The following is a 17,411-nucleotide window of genomic DNA, read 5'->3' as shown; positions in this document are numbered from 1 at the left end:
CGACTCACACCTAATGCTTCACATAGTATGGTTATTTTGAACCCCTTTTTTTCGAGCTTTTTGATTGTTTGGTACTCTGCCTCATACCGCGTTTGCGTAACATCAACTCTCTTTCCACTTCTTCTAACTTTTTTAGCGCAGCGTTCTCTGTTTCAAGGTACTCATTTCGTGCTTTTAATGCTGCAATTTCTGTTCGTAACTTTTCTTCATCTGTTTGGATCTTGTCTGGCTTTCCGTGGCCTCGTCCATCTACCAGTCCATCAGGACCATGCGCTTTGTACTTTTGAACCCATGAGTAAATATTATTATAAGAAACCTGATATTTTTCAGCTGTGTCTTTATAAGATAAGTTATTGGCTAAACATGCTTTGACAATCTCAACTTTTTCTTCATGCGTCACTTTTCTACTTTTCATTGTATACACCTCGGGTTTTGGAGAATAAGTTTTTAATTCCTCCCCCTCAGTATACTTGATGATCCAATTTCGAACAGTACTATCATTCGGAATACCATACTTGCGAGCTAACTGTATGAAAGGTGTGCCTTGTTCGATGCGTTCTTTAACGATCAAGTCCTTAAACTCTTTACTATATTTATTATTTCTCCTCTTCGTTTGAATGCCTCTAATCCCCTGTTCTTGGTATCTCAGCACTTTTTTATTAAATACCGATTTACTTAACAGCAGACCCTTCTTTTCACTTAACTCCCGATAGCTCCATCCTTCATCAAGGTACATTTGAATATATCTTTCAAGTTCATCAACAGAATGTTTACTATTAGAACGCATAAAAAACTCCCCCTAAAGTAGTTTTGTTTTTTTGGTGTCTACTTTAGGGGGAGCATATCAAATGAAGGCAGACGCTCATTTTTTTAATCTTCTTTTTCGTTTTCTAGTCTTGCTTGGATCTTTGCTTGTTCTTTTGTTCTCGGCATTAGGCTTACGATGATGTCGCCAGTACTTGGAACAGTTCGCATTTCCTCCGAGTAAAACTTGATTTGCCCGGATGGTCTAATGAGATATAAGAACACCGTTTCATCATCCGCTTCTTCCCTGTATTGCTTATAGCTGTATTGATCGGTTATCGTGGTTTGTCGGAATACATAGCCTTGATTAATCTTATTGATTAAATCCTCAAGGTTAACTTCTTTCTTGAAGAGGATTCTTCCGCCTACCTTTGAAACAATCTCCGTCGTTGTACCATAAATCTTATCGTATGGACTCACCTTAAAGACATTCGTCCGGCCATATTCTGGCATAAACGTCGTACATACGAGGGAATTATAAGACCTACTCTCGGTTGCAGCAATCAAATATTCATATGGAATCGTGTCCAGATGATATTCCGTTTGCTCCGAAAGCATTTCCTCGTGATAGAACGGCACGCCTGCTTCACGCGCCACCTTCAATCGTTCCCAAGAATGATCGACGATAATAATTGGCACATTTACTTTTGCCAGTGATTTAGCTAGTTCCACTGTAAAAACATTACTACCAACAATTAATGTTCCTGGTCTACCTTCCATGGAAAGGTTTAATTTCTTAGCCAGCCACCCAATAGAAAAGCCATGGGCAAGTACCGTAAAGAATACGAGGCCAAAGGTTAATGTCGTTAAGATAGATGCATCTTCATAGCCTGCCTCTAGTAAAATAGAAGCAAAATAGCTCGAAACCGTCAACGCAACAATACCTCTAGGCGCAATCCAGCCAACTAATAACTTCTCATTAATCGTTAACCCTGTTCCAATCGTAGAAAGGAAGATGGACAACGGTCGAACCAAGAACATCATTAACACAACATACCCAATAATATTTGGACTGAAAATCTCAAGAATTGTTTCCACTTGTAGGGATGCGGTTAGCATGATGAAAATTGCTGAGATAAGCAGAATCGAAATATTTTCCTTAAAGTGACGCATATCTGCAACTGATGAGATACCCATATTCGCAAGGGTAATCCCCATCGCCGTCACCGATAATAGTCCCGTCTCATGCATCACTTCATCCGCAATCGTGAAGCAGAGAATAACGACTGTAAAAACTGCAGGCGATTTAAGGAATTCAGGAATATAGCCTGTTTCAAACATCCAGCCAATCCCTTTACCACATAACCATCCAAATATCGCTGCAAATAAGGACGCAGCAAAGAACATTAATAATGTCGATCCGTCTGGGTCATTAGCAGTTAAATAAGCAATAATTTCAAAGGCAAATACAGCTAATAAGGCACCAATTGGGTCAACTATAATTCCTTCCCACTTCAAAATTTTGGCCGGTCTAGGCTTCAATTTTGATTGCCGAAGTAACGGCATAATAACAGTTGGTCCCGTTACGATAAACAACCCACCAATAACGAACGCAACCGCCCAAGAAAGTCCAGCTATATAATGTGCAGTTAGTGAACCCAATATCCATGCAATGAACGCACCAACAGTGGATATTCTGAAGATAGGTTTCCCAAGTCCTCTAAGTTCTTTGAAGCTTAAGTTAAGACTACCCTCAAATAGTATAATCGCTACTGCAACAGAAATAATCGGATGATAAAGGCCACCAAAGTCTTCCTCAGGATTAATAAATCCGAAAATTGGACCAATCAAGAGACCTGTGACAGCCATCACAACAATCGCTGGCATGCGATAACGCCAGGCTACCCATTGAGATCCAATCCCTAGAAAGAAGACAAGCATGATTTCAAATAATAACGAATTTACCATTTCATGCCCCCTAATTTAAAATATAAAGTCATTCTAAATGCCTATGCCCAAAAAGTAAACTATTTTCTCCTTTATCTCTGGTACTCGCTTGATATCGCTTGAAATGTGAGATTATCGCTCGTTTCACATAATTATCGCTCGAAACACAAGTTTATCGCTCGTTTCGCGTAATTATCGCTCGAAACACAAGTTTATCGCTCGTTTCACGTAATTATCGCTCGAAACACAAGTTTATCGCTCGTTTCACGTAATTATCGCTCGAAACACAAGTTTATCGCTCGTTTCGCGTAATTATCGCCCGAAACACAAGTTTATCGCTCGTTTCGCGTAATTATCGCCCGAAACACAAGTTTATCGCTCGTTTCGCGTAATTATCGCCCAAACCACTAAAATATCGCCTGCTTCGCGAAAACATCGTTCGTACTGGATAAAATTAGTATCTTCTTTTACGGAAATTTAATAACGCTATTTTATGAGTGGAGAAAACAAAAATATTCTTCCTACACTTTTCATTTTTCTAACAATAATTAGACTACTTTTTTACTTTTTAATCGTTCGTCGTAGACTGTAAAATATGATAGGATTAAACATTGAGAGGAGGCGTAACATGATTACTGCACAAGAAAAAGCACTTCGGACCTATTTTGGCTATGAAGGATTCCGTCCTGGCCAACAGGAGGTCATTGAAAAAGTTATTACATCCACCAACACGTTAGCGGTTATGCCGACAGGTGGAGGAAAATCGATTTGTTATCAAATTCCCGGCCTGACATTAGACGGAACGGCGATTATCATTTCCCCGTTAATTTCATTAATGAAAGACCAAGTAGACTCCCTCCTCGCATTAGGTATTGCTGCAACATTTATCAATAGCTCCTTAACAAACGCGGAACATGATCAGCGGATGACGGATATTGCCGCTGGGCGATATAAATTTGTATATGTTGCTCCTGAGCGCTTCGAATCAACAGCGTTTGTCTCATTAATAAAATCGTTAACAATTGCTTTAGTAGCCTTTGATGAGGCCCATTGTATTTCCCAATGGGGCCATGATTTTCGTCCAAGCTATCGATCCATTGTTCCAAATCTAAAACGATTGACCAATATCCCGGTGGTGATGGCGTTAACAGCCACCGCAACTGAAGCGGTTATTACCGACATTCAAGAGTTACTTCATATTGATAATGACCATGTGATTAACACTGGCTTTGCCCGTGATAATCTTGCTTTTCATATTGTAAAAGGAAAAGATCGCGCAACCTATATTCGCGCCTTTTTAGAAGAACATCCGGATGAGTCCGGTATTATTTATACAGCGACAAGAAAACAGGCAGACGCACTGTATGAGCAGTTAAGTAAACGAGGGATCCGAGTGGCGAAATATCACGCTGGGATGACAGAATTAGATCGAAAAAGAGCTCAAGCTGCTTTTATTCATGATGAAATGCCCGTGATGATTGCCACTAATGCATTCGGAATGGGAATTGATAAATCCAATGTGCGTTATGTGATTCATTATGCGATGCCAATGAATATTGAATCCTATTACCAGGAAGCTGGACGTGCTGGTCGAGATGGAGAAGCAAGTGATTGTATATTACTATTTTCCCCGCAGGATATTCAACTACAAAAGTTTTTAATTGAACAATCACTTATGGATGAACAAGCGAAGCAGCAGGAATATCGGAAGCTACAAGCGATGGTCAATTACTGCCACACACAAGGCTGTTTGAGTACATTCATTTTAGATTATTTTAATGATACACATTCCCAGCCTCATTGTGGACGCTGTAGTAATTGTGTTGAAAAGCTTGAAAAGGAAGATATAACGGAAGAAGCACAAATGATTTTGTCTTGTGTTAAGCGGATGGGTGAACGCTTTGGCGTTAGTATGACGGCAAAGGTCTTAAAAGGATCAAAGGATAAGAAGGTCCAAGAATTCAACCTACACAAAATCTCGACCTATGGCTTACTGTCTGCTTACACCGAAAAGGATTTAACTGAACGCATCCATTTTCTAGTGGCAGAACAACTTCTAGCCACGGAAGAGGGCAAATTCCCGACATTAAAATTAAATCAGAACTCGGTCGACGTATTAAAGGGCATAAGAACTGTTGAAATGTACACAGCACCGATCCCGACTGGTGAAGAGGACGATTATTACAAAGATCTATTTGAATCCTTACGAGCGTTACGAAAAGAAATTGCCGATGAAAAAAATGTTCCACCTTATGTTTTATTCTCAGATGCCACATTAAAAGAACTAAGTCGTTACTTTCCAGCGACTAGAGAAGATATGTTAGAAATTAAAGGAGTCGGTGAAAAGAAATACGACCAATATGGTGAAGCATTCTTACACGTCATCCAATCTTGGCGCGCGGAAAATCCTGAGGCGAGAACAAGAGTCAAAATATCGGGATCCACCCCTGCACCAAAGCCACGAAATCAACAAGAAGACGGTCCAAGCCATTTAGCCAGCTATAAGCTTTTTCAATCTGGTAAATCGATCAAGGATATTGCCGTTATTCGTGATATGAAGCCAATGACAATTGAAAACCATTTGTTTAAAGCCTTCCAAGATGGCTATCCTATTGCATGGAATATCTTCTTTAATGAGGAAGAAGAAGCTACCATATTAGCAGCAAGAGAAGAAATAACAGATCCAAAACTTAAGCCTTTAAAAGAAGCGTTACCTGATAGCTATGACTATACGAAAATCAGGGCTGTATTGGCTAAGAATGGGGTATTAGAAATGTGAGTGTAACGGGGAAAATCTTGAGTTATTTCTCATCTGTTAGTTCGTCATTTCAGATAGTACTGATGAATTTCTTTCCGTTTCATGTGCTGTTCCTACATGGTTTGGTTAGTAGAGGATTTCCAGAGAAAAGCGTGGCATGGTTTACTTACCCAGGTCTCTGACTTTTCTCTTTATTTTTACATCTGTGATGAGCATTGACGAGGGTCTATTGTTCTGATAACATTATTTCAATTAACTAAAGCGATAAAGTGAACAATTTCGATATAGCTAAGAGATTCCCCTTGGCATCCTCCTAACTAGGGGCATGTCCACCGGTTGGTGTAGTGTTGTTATATTGTAATTTTTAACTTGTCCCGATAACAGGATAAGTTTTTTTATTTATCTTACGGCTTATCACAATCTGTACTATACAGAACATCATATCCTTACACATCCAAATCAGGATTATACATCCCTTTCGATAGACAATACTAGAAATAATGCTCCATTTTATATGGTTATTTTTTCTGCTTCACGAGGAGGTTTACAGCTTGAAGAATATTATTGTAATTCTAGGATCGTTGATCATCGCTTTTTCATTCAATTTCTTTCTTGTTCCCTATCATATATTAAGTAGTGGCATCAGCGGTATCGCCATATTACTTGGGCTCATAACGCCATTTGATACAGGAATTCTGAATTTCGTGTTAAACATTCCGCTTATCATATTAAGCTATTATAAACTTGGAAAAGAAATTACGACGAATACTTTATTATGTGTGATTTCACTTTCAATATTTTTATATGTATTACCAGTCGTTCAAGTCGCTGACAACATCTTACTTTCCACCCTATTTGGTGGTGCTTTATGCGGAATCGGAATTGGACTCATTCTGAAATACTCCGGTTCATCAGGTGGCTTAGACATTGTCGCGATTATTGTTTCACGGGTAAGCAATGTTAGTGTTGGGTTAATTTTGACCGGTATGAATGGGATTATTGTTCTCATTTCTGGCGCGATTTTTGATTGGAATATTGCGTTATATACATTGCTGTCTATCTATATATCCGGAAGAATTATTGATAAAATCCATACGAGTCACATCAAACTAACGATGCAAATTGTCACGACTAAGGGAGAGCCGATTCGTAAGGAGCTCCTGCAATCGATTTATCGCGGTATCACGATTACCGATGGCTATGGCGGCTATACATTAGAGAAGAAACAAGTTCTGATGATGGTCGTTACCCGCTATGAAACGATGCAAATTAAAGAAATTGTCCGTAAGCATGATGCGAAAGCATTTATCAATGTTTATGAAACGGTAGAGGTTGACGGGGCTTTTGCGAAGAATTAAGGAATGGCGTAGACTCAAGCCACCCATCCGTGTAAATTTACAATTTCATTAATCTTTTAAACTTCTTTTTTAATGAAAATGGGTGTATACTGATATACATTACAAAAAAGGGGAGTGATTTTGATGAAAAAATACGTTGCCCTTTTGATGATTGTCGCGATTATAAGTGGTTCTTTCTTACTTTTTCCCGCCCATATTGATCATAGCAGTCCTTTAGTTGTTCAAGAAAATGGAAACAGCGCTTCCTCTACTTCGGAGGATTTGCAGCCTATTGATGGATACGGGAAACATAAGATAACCATGCAAGGTTTCGAGATGTTTGTTTTTGTAGGATTCTACTTCATCTTCTCATTCCGGTTTGTTATCCAATTAGTAAGACGACTTATCGTACTCACACCGATCTTTTACCAATCGAATTACGTTGTTTCACCTCTTTTAAAAACAAATTAGATAATCACATTGTTTTTTAGAGGAGGCTAAAGCGAATTATGTTGGCTCGTATAATTATGATGGGAGTATTTTCGGTAACTGCGGTTGTTTTATTTTCCTATCAGGGAATAGAAATTTCCCATGCTATCGCAAGTATTTTCAATAAAAAAGAATACTAGGTTAAAAGATTCTTACCACATAAAAAACCTGCCACACCCTTAGCGTGTAGCAGGTTTTTCTTATGGTTTATTTTCCTGTAATATCTAATGCCCATGTTCCGTTGCGGAAAACTGGCTCACTTGAACCGTCAGCTTTTACACCATCGATGTCAAGCTTTTCAGATCCGATCATGAAGTCCACGTGTGTTAAGCTATCATTTACGCCCGCTTTATCTAGCTCTGCTTCATTCATCGCAGATCCACCTTTAACATTGGTTGGATATGCTTTTCCAAGTGCGATATGGCAGGAGGCATTTTCATCAAATAATGTATTATAGAAAATTAACCCTGATTGGGAAACAGGAGATTCGTGTGGTACAAGTGCGATTTCTCCTAAACGACTTGCTCCTTCATCTGTTTCTAACAAGTGTTTTAATGTATCTTGTCCCTGTTCTGCTTTAAAATCAACTACTTTACCGTCTTTGAATGTTAGGCTAAAGTTATCGATTAAGCTTCCACCATAGTTCAATGGCTTCGTGCTCGCAACTGTTCCATTGACACCATATTTATGTGGCATCGAGAATACTTCTTCGGTAGGCATATTCGGATTGAAGGTAATGCCTTTTTCAGAAACAGCTGATCCACCCTTCCAAATATGGCCATCTGGAAGCTCTAATTCTAAATCAGTTCCTGGTGCTTTAAAGATAAGCTTTTTGTAGTTTTTCTCATTTAAAATCTCACGCGCAGTTTTCAATGTTTCATTATGGGCATCCCATGCTGCAATTGGATCTTCTTGATCCACGCGTACAATTTTAATAATTGCTTCCCAAAGACTTGCGATCGCATCTTCACGAGATTTGTCTGGGAAAATCTTTTGTGCCCAGTCCCCTGTTGGGATAGAGATAATTGACCACGTTATCTTATCGTTCATCGTATATTTACGGAAATTCGTCATAGCTTGTGCCGCAGCCTTATTTGCTTTTGCTACTTTTTTCGGATCGATATCTTTTAGAAGATCTGGATTGGTTGAACGGATATTTAGAACAGCTGCCCCATCTTCTGCAAACGTATCATGAAGTTTAACCTTCCATTCTGGATAGTCGGCAATAACTTCTTCTGGCGCATATTGGTATTTTAATAATGTTAATTCATCGTCAGCCCAGTTAATATGTACGTCTTTAGCACCTAGCTCATAGGCTTTTTTTGCAACAATCTTGGTGAAATCTGCCCCTTCTAATGAACTGTTTATCATTAATGCTTGCCCTTTTTGCAAATTAACACCTGTACGAAGAGCTAATTCGGCATATTTTTCTTGAATTTGTTGTGATACCATTTCGAAACCTCCAATAAAAATAATATTTCGTATACCGTTATTATTTCACAAAATACCAAAATATCCAACTAACTTTCACTAGTTTTGTGAATTGCTTCTAAATTTTAGCATTTTACACTTCTAAATGGTTATGATATGATTATTTCAGTTACTTTTTGTAAGTAAGTTAAGGTAACCTATTACGATACCACGGTTAGAGAGGTGATCCTAATGAGTGAATTATGTCCACGATTTGAAAAAGCGATGCAGATCATAAGCAAACGCTGGGTTGGTTTGATTTTATTTGAACTATTAACCGGCGAAAAGCGTTTTTCGGAAATGGAATCAAATTTACCAATTAGCGGCAGACTGCTCTCCGACCGACTCAAGATGCTTGAAAAGGAAGGCATAGTAGAGCGAAATATTTATTCCGAATTTCCAGTTCGAATTGAATACTCTTTGTCCAAAAAAGGTGAATCACTTCGACCAGTTATTGATGATATTCAGAGCTGGGCTAATGATTGGATTGAATTGGACGAAGTTAGTGATAAGATTACGGAGAGTTAATATGCGTGCAGGGCGATGAGCCTTGCACGCTATTTTATTTGCTTCCCTTTCATGTATTCTAGCAATATATAAGCCGCTAGCTTACTCGTCATATTGCGGAAGTCGATCGTTGGGTCAATTTCCACAATATCCATCGCTTTTACTTGTTTGTGCTTGGCTGCACAGCTAATTCCTTCTAGTAATGTCACACTATCCATCCCGCCTGGGCCAATTGCTGGGCAACCTGGTGCAAATGCTTGATCCAGCACATCCATATCCACTGAAAGATAGATAAACTCAACCTGTTCTTTTAGTCTATTAATTTCCTTTGTGAGGATAGCCGGCAGGGATTGTTGTCGTACATCTGCCATCGCATAGACGGTAACGCCTTGTTCTATAGCGTACTCATGGTAGGCTTTTGCATTCGAAAAATCACGTATCCCGATTTGAACGAATGCATCGCCAGAAATGATGCCTTCTTCCAGTAATCTACGAAATGGCGTGCCATTTGTTGGTCCACCGTCCGCTAGATTCCGCAAGTCATGATGGGCATCAAACTGAATAATTCCAACAGACTGATATTGCTCCTTAAAAGCTTTAATCGAAGCATAGCTGACGGAATGATCTCCCCCTAGCAAAAACCAGTTCTGTGCTGCCTTTGTTTGATACATATCAACTAGTCCTTCATATAGTCTCGTGTGGTTAGCCAGTAGGTCGGTTGGATGCATTATAATATCACCGAAATCCAAAATTGACTCTGTTAAATCTAGCTGATGCTCACCTGAATAGATTGAATAGCCTTGGAGTGCTTCTCGAATAGCACTTGGCGCAAAAGATGCTCCTGAATGACTAATCGAGGTCTTGGATAATGGTAGCCCTAGTAACCCATAGCTTCCTTGTAATGCCGGTGACCATGGCGTAAGTAATTCCTTCGCTTTTACAGTAAAACGATCCTTGAAAATTGCTTGCCCAGCATGCTTAACATGACGTATCTCCTTCATCGAATCGCCGGCCTTTCATAAAGTACCTTTCCATTTTTTATCACGGTATTTGTATGATTCACACCAAAATGGTAGGGAATATACTTATAATTCGGTGCATCCCAAATCACGATATCAGCCTTTCTTCCAATAGCGATCCGGCCTGCTTGCTCCCCACGTCCAATAGCATGAGCCGCATTAACTGTGACCGCATGCCAAATTTCCTCAGGTGATAGGTTTAGCTTCAAAGCGGCAATTGCCATAATCAGCTGCAGGTTTTCCGTCACAGAGCTACCTGGGTTAAAATCCGTTGCGAGTGCAATTGCTGCCCCTGCATCAATCATGTCCCGAGCCCGTGCATAGTCATCCTTTCCAAGGTAAAAGCTTGTTCCTGGCAAAATAACACCAATCGTTTGTGAGTTTGCTAGCTTCTGTATCCCCTCATCTGAGGTTACCGCTAAATGATCCCCACTAATTGCACCAAGCTCTACGGCTAATTCTGTTCCCCCTAGTGGATCAATTTCATCGGCATGAATTTTTAATCCAAAGCCTTTTTCCTTGGCTTTTAATAAATATCTTCTCGACTGGACAATAGAAAATACCCCTGTTTCGGTAAAAATATCAATGAATTCTGCTAGATTCTCTTGTTTAATCACATCGAACAGCTCGCTCATGTCCGTTAAGAATGCTTCCGGATCATCACGATAATCCGGCGGAATTGCATGAGCACCGAGGAATGTGGAAACTATATCGAGTGGATGAACAGTAGTTGCTTCTTTTACCACTCGTAGCTGTTTTAGCTCGGTTACTGCATCTAATCCATAGCCACTTTTAGCCTCAACTGTCGTGATACCATGCATGGCCATTCGGTCCAGATGGAAGAGCGCCTTTTCTAGTAGCTCCTGATACGTTGCCTCTCGTGTCGCTCGAACAGTTGATAGAATCCCGCCACCTTGTTTTAAGATATCGAGGTAAGGCACTCCTTGCTGTTTTAGTGCCATCTCTTCTTCTCGTGATCCACCAAAGACTAAATGGGTATGGGGATCAACTAATCCCGGGGTTACTAGTCTTCCATTCGCATCAATTGTTTTGGAAGCTTCTAGAATAGAAGATTCTTTCGTCGAGCCAATCCAGACTACTTGGTCTCCTTTTATCCCAATTGCTGCATCATTCCATACAGTTAACATAGTCATGTCTCTGCCTTTTACAGGTCCCTTTTTATCCATCGGTAGTAGTTGACCGATATTGGTAATCAGAATATCTATCTGCACCTATACTCCCCCTTACTTTTTCATCGGTATCGTAATACCATGTTCGTCTGCAAATTGTTGTGCTGTCTCATAACCTGCATCTGCATGACGAATGATTCCCATACCTGGATCTGTTGTAAGTACTCGCTCTAGTCTTTCTTTTGCCAAATCTGTCCCATCGGCTACAATTACCATCCCAGCATGTAAGGAATAGCCCATTCCAACACCGCCACCATGATGGAACGATACCCATGAGCCACCTGCTGCTGTATTTAGTAACGCATTGAGGATTGCCCAATCGCCTACTGCGTCACTTCCATCCTTCATACTTTCTGTTTCCCGGTTCGGTGAGGCAACGGAACCACAGTCCAAATGATCCCTACCGATGACAATTGGTGCTTTTAATTCCCCTGTTCGTACGAGTTCATTAATCGCTAACCCCAGTTTCGCTCTTTCCCCGTAGCCTAACCAACAAATCCTAGCTGGCAATCCTTGAAATGCCACGCGTTCCGCTGCCAAATCAATCCAGCGCAGGAGTGCTTCATTTTCCGGGAAAAGCTCCTTTATTAATTGATCGGTACGATAAATGTCCGCTGGGTCACCAGACAATGCTGCCCATCTGAATGGACCTTTGCCCTCACAAAATAGTGGGCGAATGTAAGCAGGTACAAAGCCCGGAAAATCAAATGCGTTGGTAACTCCTTCATCCTTGGCAACTTGTCGGATATTATTGCCATAATCGAAAACGATGGACCCTGTTTCTTGATAAGCAAGCATCGCCTCCACATGTTTCGCCATGCTTTGCTTCGCTAGAGACATATATTTTTCCGGGTCTAATTTACGTAGTGACTCCGCTTCTGTTATTGTATAGCCGAGCGGAATATAGCCATTTAACGGATCATGAGCCGATGTCTGATCGGTTACGATGTCAATTTGAATTGGTCGCTTGAGGAGTTCGTGATGTACCTCTGCAGCATTTCCGATTAAACCAATTGATAGGGCTCTACCCGCATCCTTTGCCTCAGTCGCTAGGTTAATAGCATCCTCAATACTTTCGGTCATGACATCACAGTATTTCGTCTTGAGCCGCTTCTCGATCCTCGATTTATCAACGTCAACTGCAATAACCACACCTTCGTTCATCGTCACCGCTAATGGCTGTGCACCACCCATTCCACCTAGTCCTGCGGTCAAGGTGATCGTACCTTTTAGGGATCCTCCGAAATGCTCTTTTGCAACTGCGGCGAAGGTTTCATATGTCCCTTGGAGAATGCCTTGTGTTCCAATATAAATCCAGCTTCCCGCTGTCATTTGTCCATACATCATTAACCCCTGTTGATCTAACTGGTGAAAATGTTCCCATGTTGCCCACTTCGGTACCAATACAGAGTTTGCTAATAGTACTCGTGGTGCGTGGCGATGGGTTTTAAATACCCCAACTGGTTTTCCAGATTGGATCAGCATTGTTTCATCGTTCTCCAGATTTCGTAGCGTTTTAACAATGGCATGAAAAGCATCCCAATTTCGTGCTGCTTTTCCAATCCCACCATAGACAACCAATTCCTCCGGGTTTTCTGCTACCTCGGGATCAAGATTGTTGTACAGCATGCGGAGTGCCGCTTCCTGCTCCCAGCCCTTACACTCTAATTCCAATCCTCTTTTGGCACGAACCTCTACTCGATTCATACAGGCTTCACCTCTCCTTTTTCCAAATTGACTTCACTTTCACTCGATTCCATTAACCAGTTGGTCAATTTCTCAATATCCGTTGAAAAAACGCGATCCTTCGTGATACTCGCCACGATTTTCCGCGCACGCTTATAAAAATCACGCGTCGCCCTTGCCATTTTTTCAATCCCACGATATTCCACTGCTTGCATCGCACAAATCAGTTCAATTGCAATGACACGTCTTGTGTTTTGCAGCATTGCCAATGCATGCCGAGCGGCTATCGTCCCCATGCTGACGTGATCCTCCTGGTTGGCTGAGGATGGGATCGAATCCACACTTGCTGGATGTGCCAATGTTTTATTTTCCGATACGAGTGAAGCTGCACTATACTGCATTATCATCGCACCTGATTCTAGTCCTGGATTCGGACTTAAAAAGGCAGGTAAATCATTGAGTTGTGGATTAACTAACCGCTCGATTCGTCGCTCTGAGATACTTGCTGTTTCAGCTATACCTAGTTTGAGAAAATCCATCGCAAAGGCAATCGGCTGACCATGAAAATTCCCACCAGAAATAACTTTATTCGAATGAGAAAAAATTAATGGATTGTCGGTGACCGCATTGATTTCTGTTGTTAGCTTTTCCTTTGCATAGTTGATTGTTTGCCAGCATGCACCTAAAACCTGCGGAATACATCTTAAGGAGTACGCATCCTGCACACGAATTTCACCTTGTACGGTTGTGAGTTGACTGTCTCGAAGTATTGTTTGCATTCTTTGGGCCACTTCTACTTGTTCCTGATGCCCTCTAACACGGTGTAAGTCGGCATCGAACGCATCAATAATCCCATATAAGCCTTCTAACGTCATCGCGGCCGTTAATTCACTTTGATGCATTAATTTTTCCAGCTGCAAATAGGCAACAACACCAACCGCCGTCATCGCCTGTGTCCCGTTAATGAGTGCTAGGCCTTCTTTCGCTTGTAAGGTAATTGGCTGCAATCCTTCTGCTTGTAATGCTTCCATTGTCGGCATTCTGTTCCCTTGATAAAATACTTCTCCCTCCCCTAATAAAACGAGAGCCAGATGCGAAAGCGGTGCTAAATCACCACTCGCGCCAAGCGACCCTTGCTGCGGGATTACGGGATGGATCGCCGCATTGACGAGATTAATTAACTGCTGCACAAGCGCTGACCGAACACCTGAATACCCTTGGGCAAGTGCATTGGCGCGTAGCAATACCATTGCCCGACTAATGGACTCCTCAAATGGTTCCCCTACCCCACATGCATGGGAATGGATTAAATTTAGCTGAAGCTCCTCAACGTCTGCCGAGCCAATGACGACATCACTAAACTTCCCAAAGCCCGTATTGATCCCATACATAACCGACTTGTCTTCCAACATCTGTTCAACTGTGCACCTATTTTCATCAATCTTCTGCCGCTGGCTATCACATAAAACGACAGGCTCCCGTTGATAAATAACGCGTTTAACTTCTTCTAACGTTAATGAACTGCCAGTTAATAACACCATGCTTACACCTCCAAAGTAGTGCTTTACCAAGATAAAGTGATCAAACAAAAAGGAGGCTCAGGAATTTTCCCAGCCTCCAGCATATTTAAGGATTAATTGATATTGCGCGTGAATGTTACGCATTCTTCGCACCTCATTGTGTTAATTTTCTTACTTTTAATTGTAAACGGTTTCTTATTGGATTGCAAGGGGTAGGGGTGTGGTGGTAAAACTGGATTTGGATTTCGAGCGATGTTCTGGTCGTTTGGGCGATAGTTCTGGTTTTCGAGCGATAGTTCTGGCTGTTCGAGCGATAGTTTAGGATTTTGAGCGATATTCCGGCCGTTCGAGCGATACTTCTGGCTTTCGGGCGATGTTCTGGCCGTTCGAGCGATAGTTTAGGATTTTGAGCGATGTTCTGGCATTTCGGGCGATAGTTCTGGTTTTCGAGCGATGTTCTACCCTTTTCCCAAACTGCGCTCCACCACCCCACAAAAAAACCGCTCGCTCTCCAAGAAAGTAAGCGGTCATTTATTCGATTTAATCTCTACCCTTTACCTGGCCAGGTTGCCAAAATTCTACGCCGGTTGCGTCATCTAAGCTGTCGCGGGTAAATACAGGGTCTTTTCCGGCTTTTCGTTGTGTGCGGTAATCTTGTAGTGCACGATGGACGACTTTATATAGTTTGGTGATGGCATATAAGTTTATTAATGCCATGATACCCATCGTAAGGTCTGCTAATGCCCAGACGAAATCAAAACTTGCTAATGCACCGAATGCAACCATCGCCAAGACAGCAACACGGTATACAAAGAGCCAGCCTGGGCTATTTTTAATGTAACCAATATTGCTCTCTCCATAATAGTAATTTCCTAAAATGGAGCTGTACGCAAATAGGAAGATAGCGATGGCTACAAATATTCCTGCCCAATCCCCGATATGTTGGGTAAAGGCGTTTTGCGTTATTTGGATTCCATCTAATTGACTGCCTTCATATCCTCCTGCCGTAATGACAATGAATCCAGTGGCAGAACAGATTAATAATGTGTCAAAGAATACTCCAAAGGCTTGGATTAAGCCTTGCTTTACCGGATGGGAAACCTCTGCTGTTGCGGCAGCATTTGGTGCACTACCCATACCAGCTTCATTGGAAAATAGACCACGTTTAATTCCCATCATAATCGCTGCACCAAAGGTTCCACCAGCTACCTCTTTTAGCCCAAACGCATTGGCCAAAATAAGTGATAGCATTTCTGGAACTAAGCCAATGTTTAACAGCACAATATAGAATGCGATGGCAAGGTATAGTATTGCCATAATTGGAACGATAACCTGTGACACATTCGCAATGCTTTTTAATCCTCCGAAGATAACAGCAGCCGTTAGCAAAAGCAATACGATGGCCATGATATAACTGTCCACTGCAAATTGCCCTTCAAATGCTAGGCTAATCGTGTTGGACTGAACCGAATTAAACACGAGTCCATATGTAAACGTAATCGTTATCGCAAATACAATCCCTAGCCAGCGCTTATTTAGCCCTTTTTCCATATAATATGCCGGACCACCACGGTATTGATTTTTGTCTGGCACCTTATACACTTGTGCTAACGTGCTTTCAACGAATCCTGACGCAGCACCGAGTAAGGCGATGATCCACATCCAAAATACTGCCCCTGGACCACCTAGCGCAATTGCAGATGCAACCCCAGCTAAGTTTCCAGTACCTACCCGTGACGCAGCACTGATGGCAAAAGCTTGGAAGGATGAGGTACCTTTTTTCCCTGATGCATCTATGGAACGTTTATCAAAGATAACACGCAGCATTTCAGGAAAATTAATAAATTGAACAAAACGCGTTCGGATGGTGAAAAATAACCCCAATCCAATTAAAACGATAATAAGTACGTATGACCATAAAAAATCATTGATATGACCGATGATATTCTCTAAGATGCTCACTCTTTTTCTCCTTTCAGGTGAAAACATTCATGTATTTCTATTCTACTATCTAGCTTAACCAATTCAGAAAAAATTCCTCAAGGGAACCAAATATAGTAAACGTAACGTGAGGATTGTATACCTTACACTTATGCAACGAGTACCACATTATGCGCTCCCATTCAAAAAGAAGGAAGCCCATTTTAAAAATAGGCTCCTTTACCTAACTACTTTATCCTAAATGACTTATTTATTCCATGGGTATGTCGTACCAAATTTAGCTGCGAACTCCTTGGAATTACTTCTCCGTTCACGGCGACGTTCTGCTCGTAATGGTGCCCCGTCATGTAATAGCTTCTCTGATTCTGTTTCTGGGTACACCTCAGGCACTGGTACTGGTCGCAAATTTTCATCGACCGCTACAAAGGTTAGAAATGCTGTCGCACATACTTTACGATTCCCCGATAGCAAATCTTCTGCAACAGCCTTCACAAATACCTCCATCGATGTATTATGAGTCCATGTAACAAATGCCTCGATACAAATCGAATTCCCTTCTTTTACAGGCTCCAGGAAATCCACCGAATCGGTTGAGGCGGTCACGACCGCACGCCTTGCATGTCTGACAGCAGCAATTGCCGCTACATCGTCAATATGGGCCATTAAGATCCCGCCAAAAAGGGTACCATGATAATTGGTATCTGGTGGCAATACATGTGAGGTTTTCACTGCTAACGAACTAGAGCATGGTTTTTTTTCCATTATGATGCCTCCATTTGTTGTTTTTGTTTTTACGCAAATGA

13 protein-coding genes are annotated in these 17,411 nt (G+C 41.3%); 4 read left to right on the top strand and 9 right to left on the bottom strand.

Annotation, left to right across the window (positions count from 1 at the left end; genetic code table 11):
• Positions 1–31: 31 nt before the first annotated feature.
• Both JF53_RS02860 and JF53_RS02855 read right to left on the bottom strand, forming a co-directional pair.
• Positions 32–787, bottom strand: coding sequence for a helix-turn-helix domain-containing protein (locus JF53_RS02860; protein ID WP_053351188.1), 756 nt, complete (start codon positions 785–787; stop codon positions 32–34).
• Between the two features lie 83 nt (positions 788–870).
• Positions 871–2,712, bottom strand: coding sequence for a cation:proton antiporter (locus JF53_RS02855; RefSeq protein ID WP_047980593.1), 1,842 nt, complete (start codon positions 2,710–2,712; stop codon positions 871–873).
• 607 nt (positions 2,713–3,319) lie between these two features.
• Here JF53_RS02855 and recQ point away from each other — a divergent pair.
• The 3 genes from recQ to JF53_RS02840 all read left to right on the top strand — a co-directional run bounded on the left by recQ (position 3,320) and on the right by JF53_RS02840 (position 7,257).
• Complete coding sequence (gene recQ / locus JF53_RS02850) at positions 3,320–5,470, top strand: DNA helicase RecQ (RefSeq protein ID WP_047980592.1); 2,151 nt, start codon at positions 3,320–3,322, stop codon at positions 5,468–5,470.
• A 530-nt stretch (positions 5,471–6,000) separates the two neighbouring features.
• Positions 6,001–6,807 carry a YitT family protein gene (locus JF53_RS02845; RefSeq protein WP_047980591.1) on the top strand — a complete coding sequence of 269 codons (807 nt, stop codon included), beginning with the start codon at positions 6,001–6,003 and terminating at the stop codon, positions 6,805–6,807.
• A 120-nt stretch (positions 6,808–6,927) separates the two neighbouring features.
• Complete coding sequence (locus tag JF53_RS02840; protein ID WP_157052453.1) at positions 6,928–7,257, top strand: hypothetical protein; 330 nt, start codon at positions 6,928–6,930, stop codon at positions 7,255–7,257.
• Between the two features lie 225 nt (positions 7,258–7,482).
• Here the strand turns inward: JF53_RS02840 and JF53_RS02835 are convergent, their stop codons facing one another.
• On the bottom strand, positions 7,483–8,727 hold the full coding sequence (locus tag JF53_RS02835; protein ID WP_047980589.1) for an aminopeptidase: 1,245 nt from the start codon (positions 8,725–8,727) through the stop codon (positions 7,483–7,485).
• Between the two features lie 210 nt (positions 8,728–8,937).
• On the opposite strand from JF53_RS02835, the gene JF53_RS02830 reads away from it, so the two are divergent.
• Entirely contained in the window at positions 8,938–9,273 is a 336-nt protein-coding gene (locus JF53_RS02830) for a winged helix-turn-helix transcriptional regulator (protein WP_047980588.1), read from the top strand.
• A 29-nt stretch (positions 9,274–9,302) separates the two neighbouring features.
• Here the strand turns inward: JF53_RS02830 and hutG are convergent, their stop codons facing one another.
• From hutG to JF53_RS02800, 6 genes are all read right to left on the bottom strand, one after another.
• Positions 9,303–10,253: a formimidoylglutamase gene (gene hutG / locus JF53_RS02825; RefSeq protein WP_047980587.1), complete on the bottom strand. Its 951-nt coding sequence runs from the start codon at positions 10,251–10,253 to the stop codon at positions 9,303–9,305.
• A complete protein-coding gene (gene hutI, locus JF53_RS02820; protein ID WP_047980594.1) occupies positions 10,250–11,458 on the bottom strand; it encodes an imidazolonepropionase in 1,209 nt (402 codons plus the stop codon). Before hutI ends, hutG begins: the two co-directional genes overlap by 4 nt.
• A 57-nt stretch (positions 11,459–11,515) precedes the next feature.
• The gene (gene hutU / locus JF53_RS02815; RefSeq protein ID WP_047980586.1) at positions 11,516–13,168 is read right to left on the bottom strand and encodes a urocanate hydratase; all 1,653 of its coding nucleotides are present in this window, start codon (positions 13,166–13,168) and stop codon (positions 11,516–11,518) included.
• A complete protein-coding gene (gene hutH / locus JF53_RS02810; protein WP_047980585.1) occupies positions 13,165–14,688 on the bottom strand; it encodes a histidine ammonia-lyase in 1,524 nt (507 codons plus the stop codon). The genes hutU and hutH overlap by 4 nt, the downstream gene beginning before the upstream one ends.
• 519 nt (positions 14,689–15,207) lie before the next feature.
• A complete protein-coding gene (locus tag JF53_RS02805; RefSeq protein WP_157052452.1) occupies positions 15,208–16,629 on the bottom strand; it encodes an alanine/glycine:cation symporter family protein in 1,422 nt (473 codons plus the stop codon).
• A 225-nt stretch (positions 16,630–16,854) separates the two neighbouring features.
• Positions 16,855–17,370 carry an acyl-CoA thioesterase gene (locus tag JF53_RS02800; protein WP_047980583.1) on the bottom strand — a complete coding sequence of 172 codons (516 nt, stop codon included), beginning with the start codon at positions 17,368–17,370 and terminating at the stop codon, positions 16,855–16,857.
• Positions 17,371–17,411: the final 41 nt, after the last annotated feature.

Origin of the sequence: Ornithinibacillus contaminans (assembly GCF_001038425.2) — a bacterium.
In the GTDB taxonomy this organism is placed as follows: domain Bacteria; phylum Bacillota; class Bacilli; order Bacillales; family Amphibacillaceae; genus Ornithinibacillus; species Ornithinibacillus contaminans.
Note: the sequence above shows the minus strand (reverse complement) of the source record. Positions and strands in the feature narration are given on the sequence as shown.

Excerpts from the sequence above, each read along its gene's own strand:
- JF53_RS02860 (WP_053351188.1), bottom strand. The coding sequence starts at position 787 with ATGCGTTCTAATAGTAAACATTCTGTTGATGAACTTGAAAGATATATT.
- JF53_RS02855 (WP_047980593.1), bottom strand. The coding sequence starts at position 2,712 with ATGGTAAATTCGTTATTATTTGAAATCATGCTTGTCTTCTTTCTAGGG.
- recQ (WP_047980592.1), top strand. The coding sequence starts at position 3,320 with ATGATTACTGCACAAGAAAAAGCACTTCGGACCTATTTTGGCTATGAA.
- JF53_RS02835 (WP_047980589.1), bottom strand. The coding sequence starts at position 8,727 with ATGGTATCACAACAAATTCAAGAAAAATATGCCGAATTAGCTCTTCGT.
- JF53_RS02830 (WP_047980588.1), top strand. The coding sequence starts at position 8,938 with ATGAGTGAATTATGTCCACGATTTGAAAAAGCGATGCAGATCATAAGC.
- hutG (WP_047980587.1), bottom strand. The coding sequence starts at position 10,253 with ATGAAGGAGATACGTCATGTTAAGCATGCTGGGCAAGCAATTTTCAAG.
- hutI (WP_047980594.1), bottom strand. The coding sequence starts at position 11,458 with ATGGATAAAAAGGGACCTGTAAAAGGCAGAGACATGACTATGTTAACT.
- hutU (WP_047980586.1), bottom strand. The coding sequence starts at position 13,168 with ATGAATCGAGTAGAGGTTCGTGCCAAAAGAGGATTGGAATTAGAGTGT.
- hutH (WP_047980585.1), bottom strand. The coding sequence starts at position 14,688 with ATGGTGTTATTAACTGGCAGTTCATTAACGTTAGAAGAAGTTAAACGC.
- JF53_RS02800 (WP_047980583.1), bottom strand. The coding sequence starts at position 17,370 with ATGGAAAAAAAACCATGCTCTAGTTCGTTAGCAGTGAAAACCTCACAT.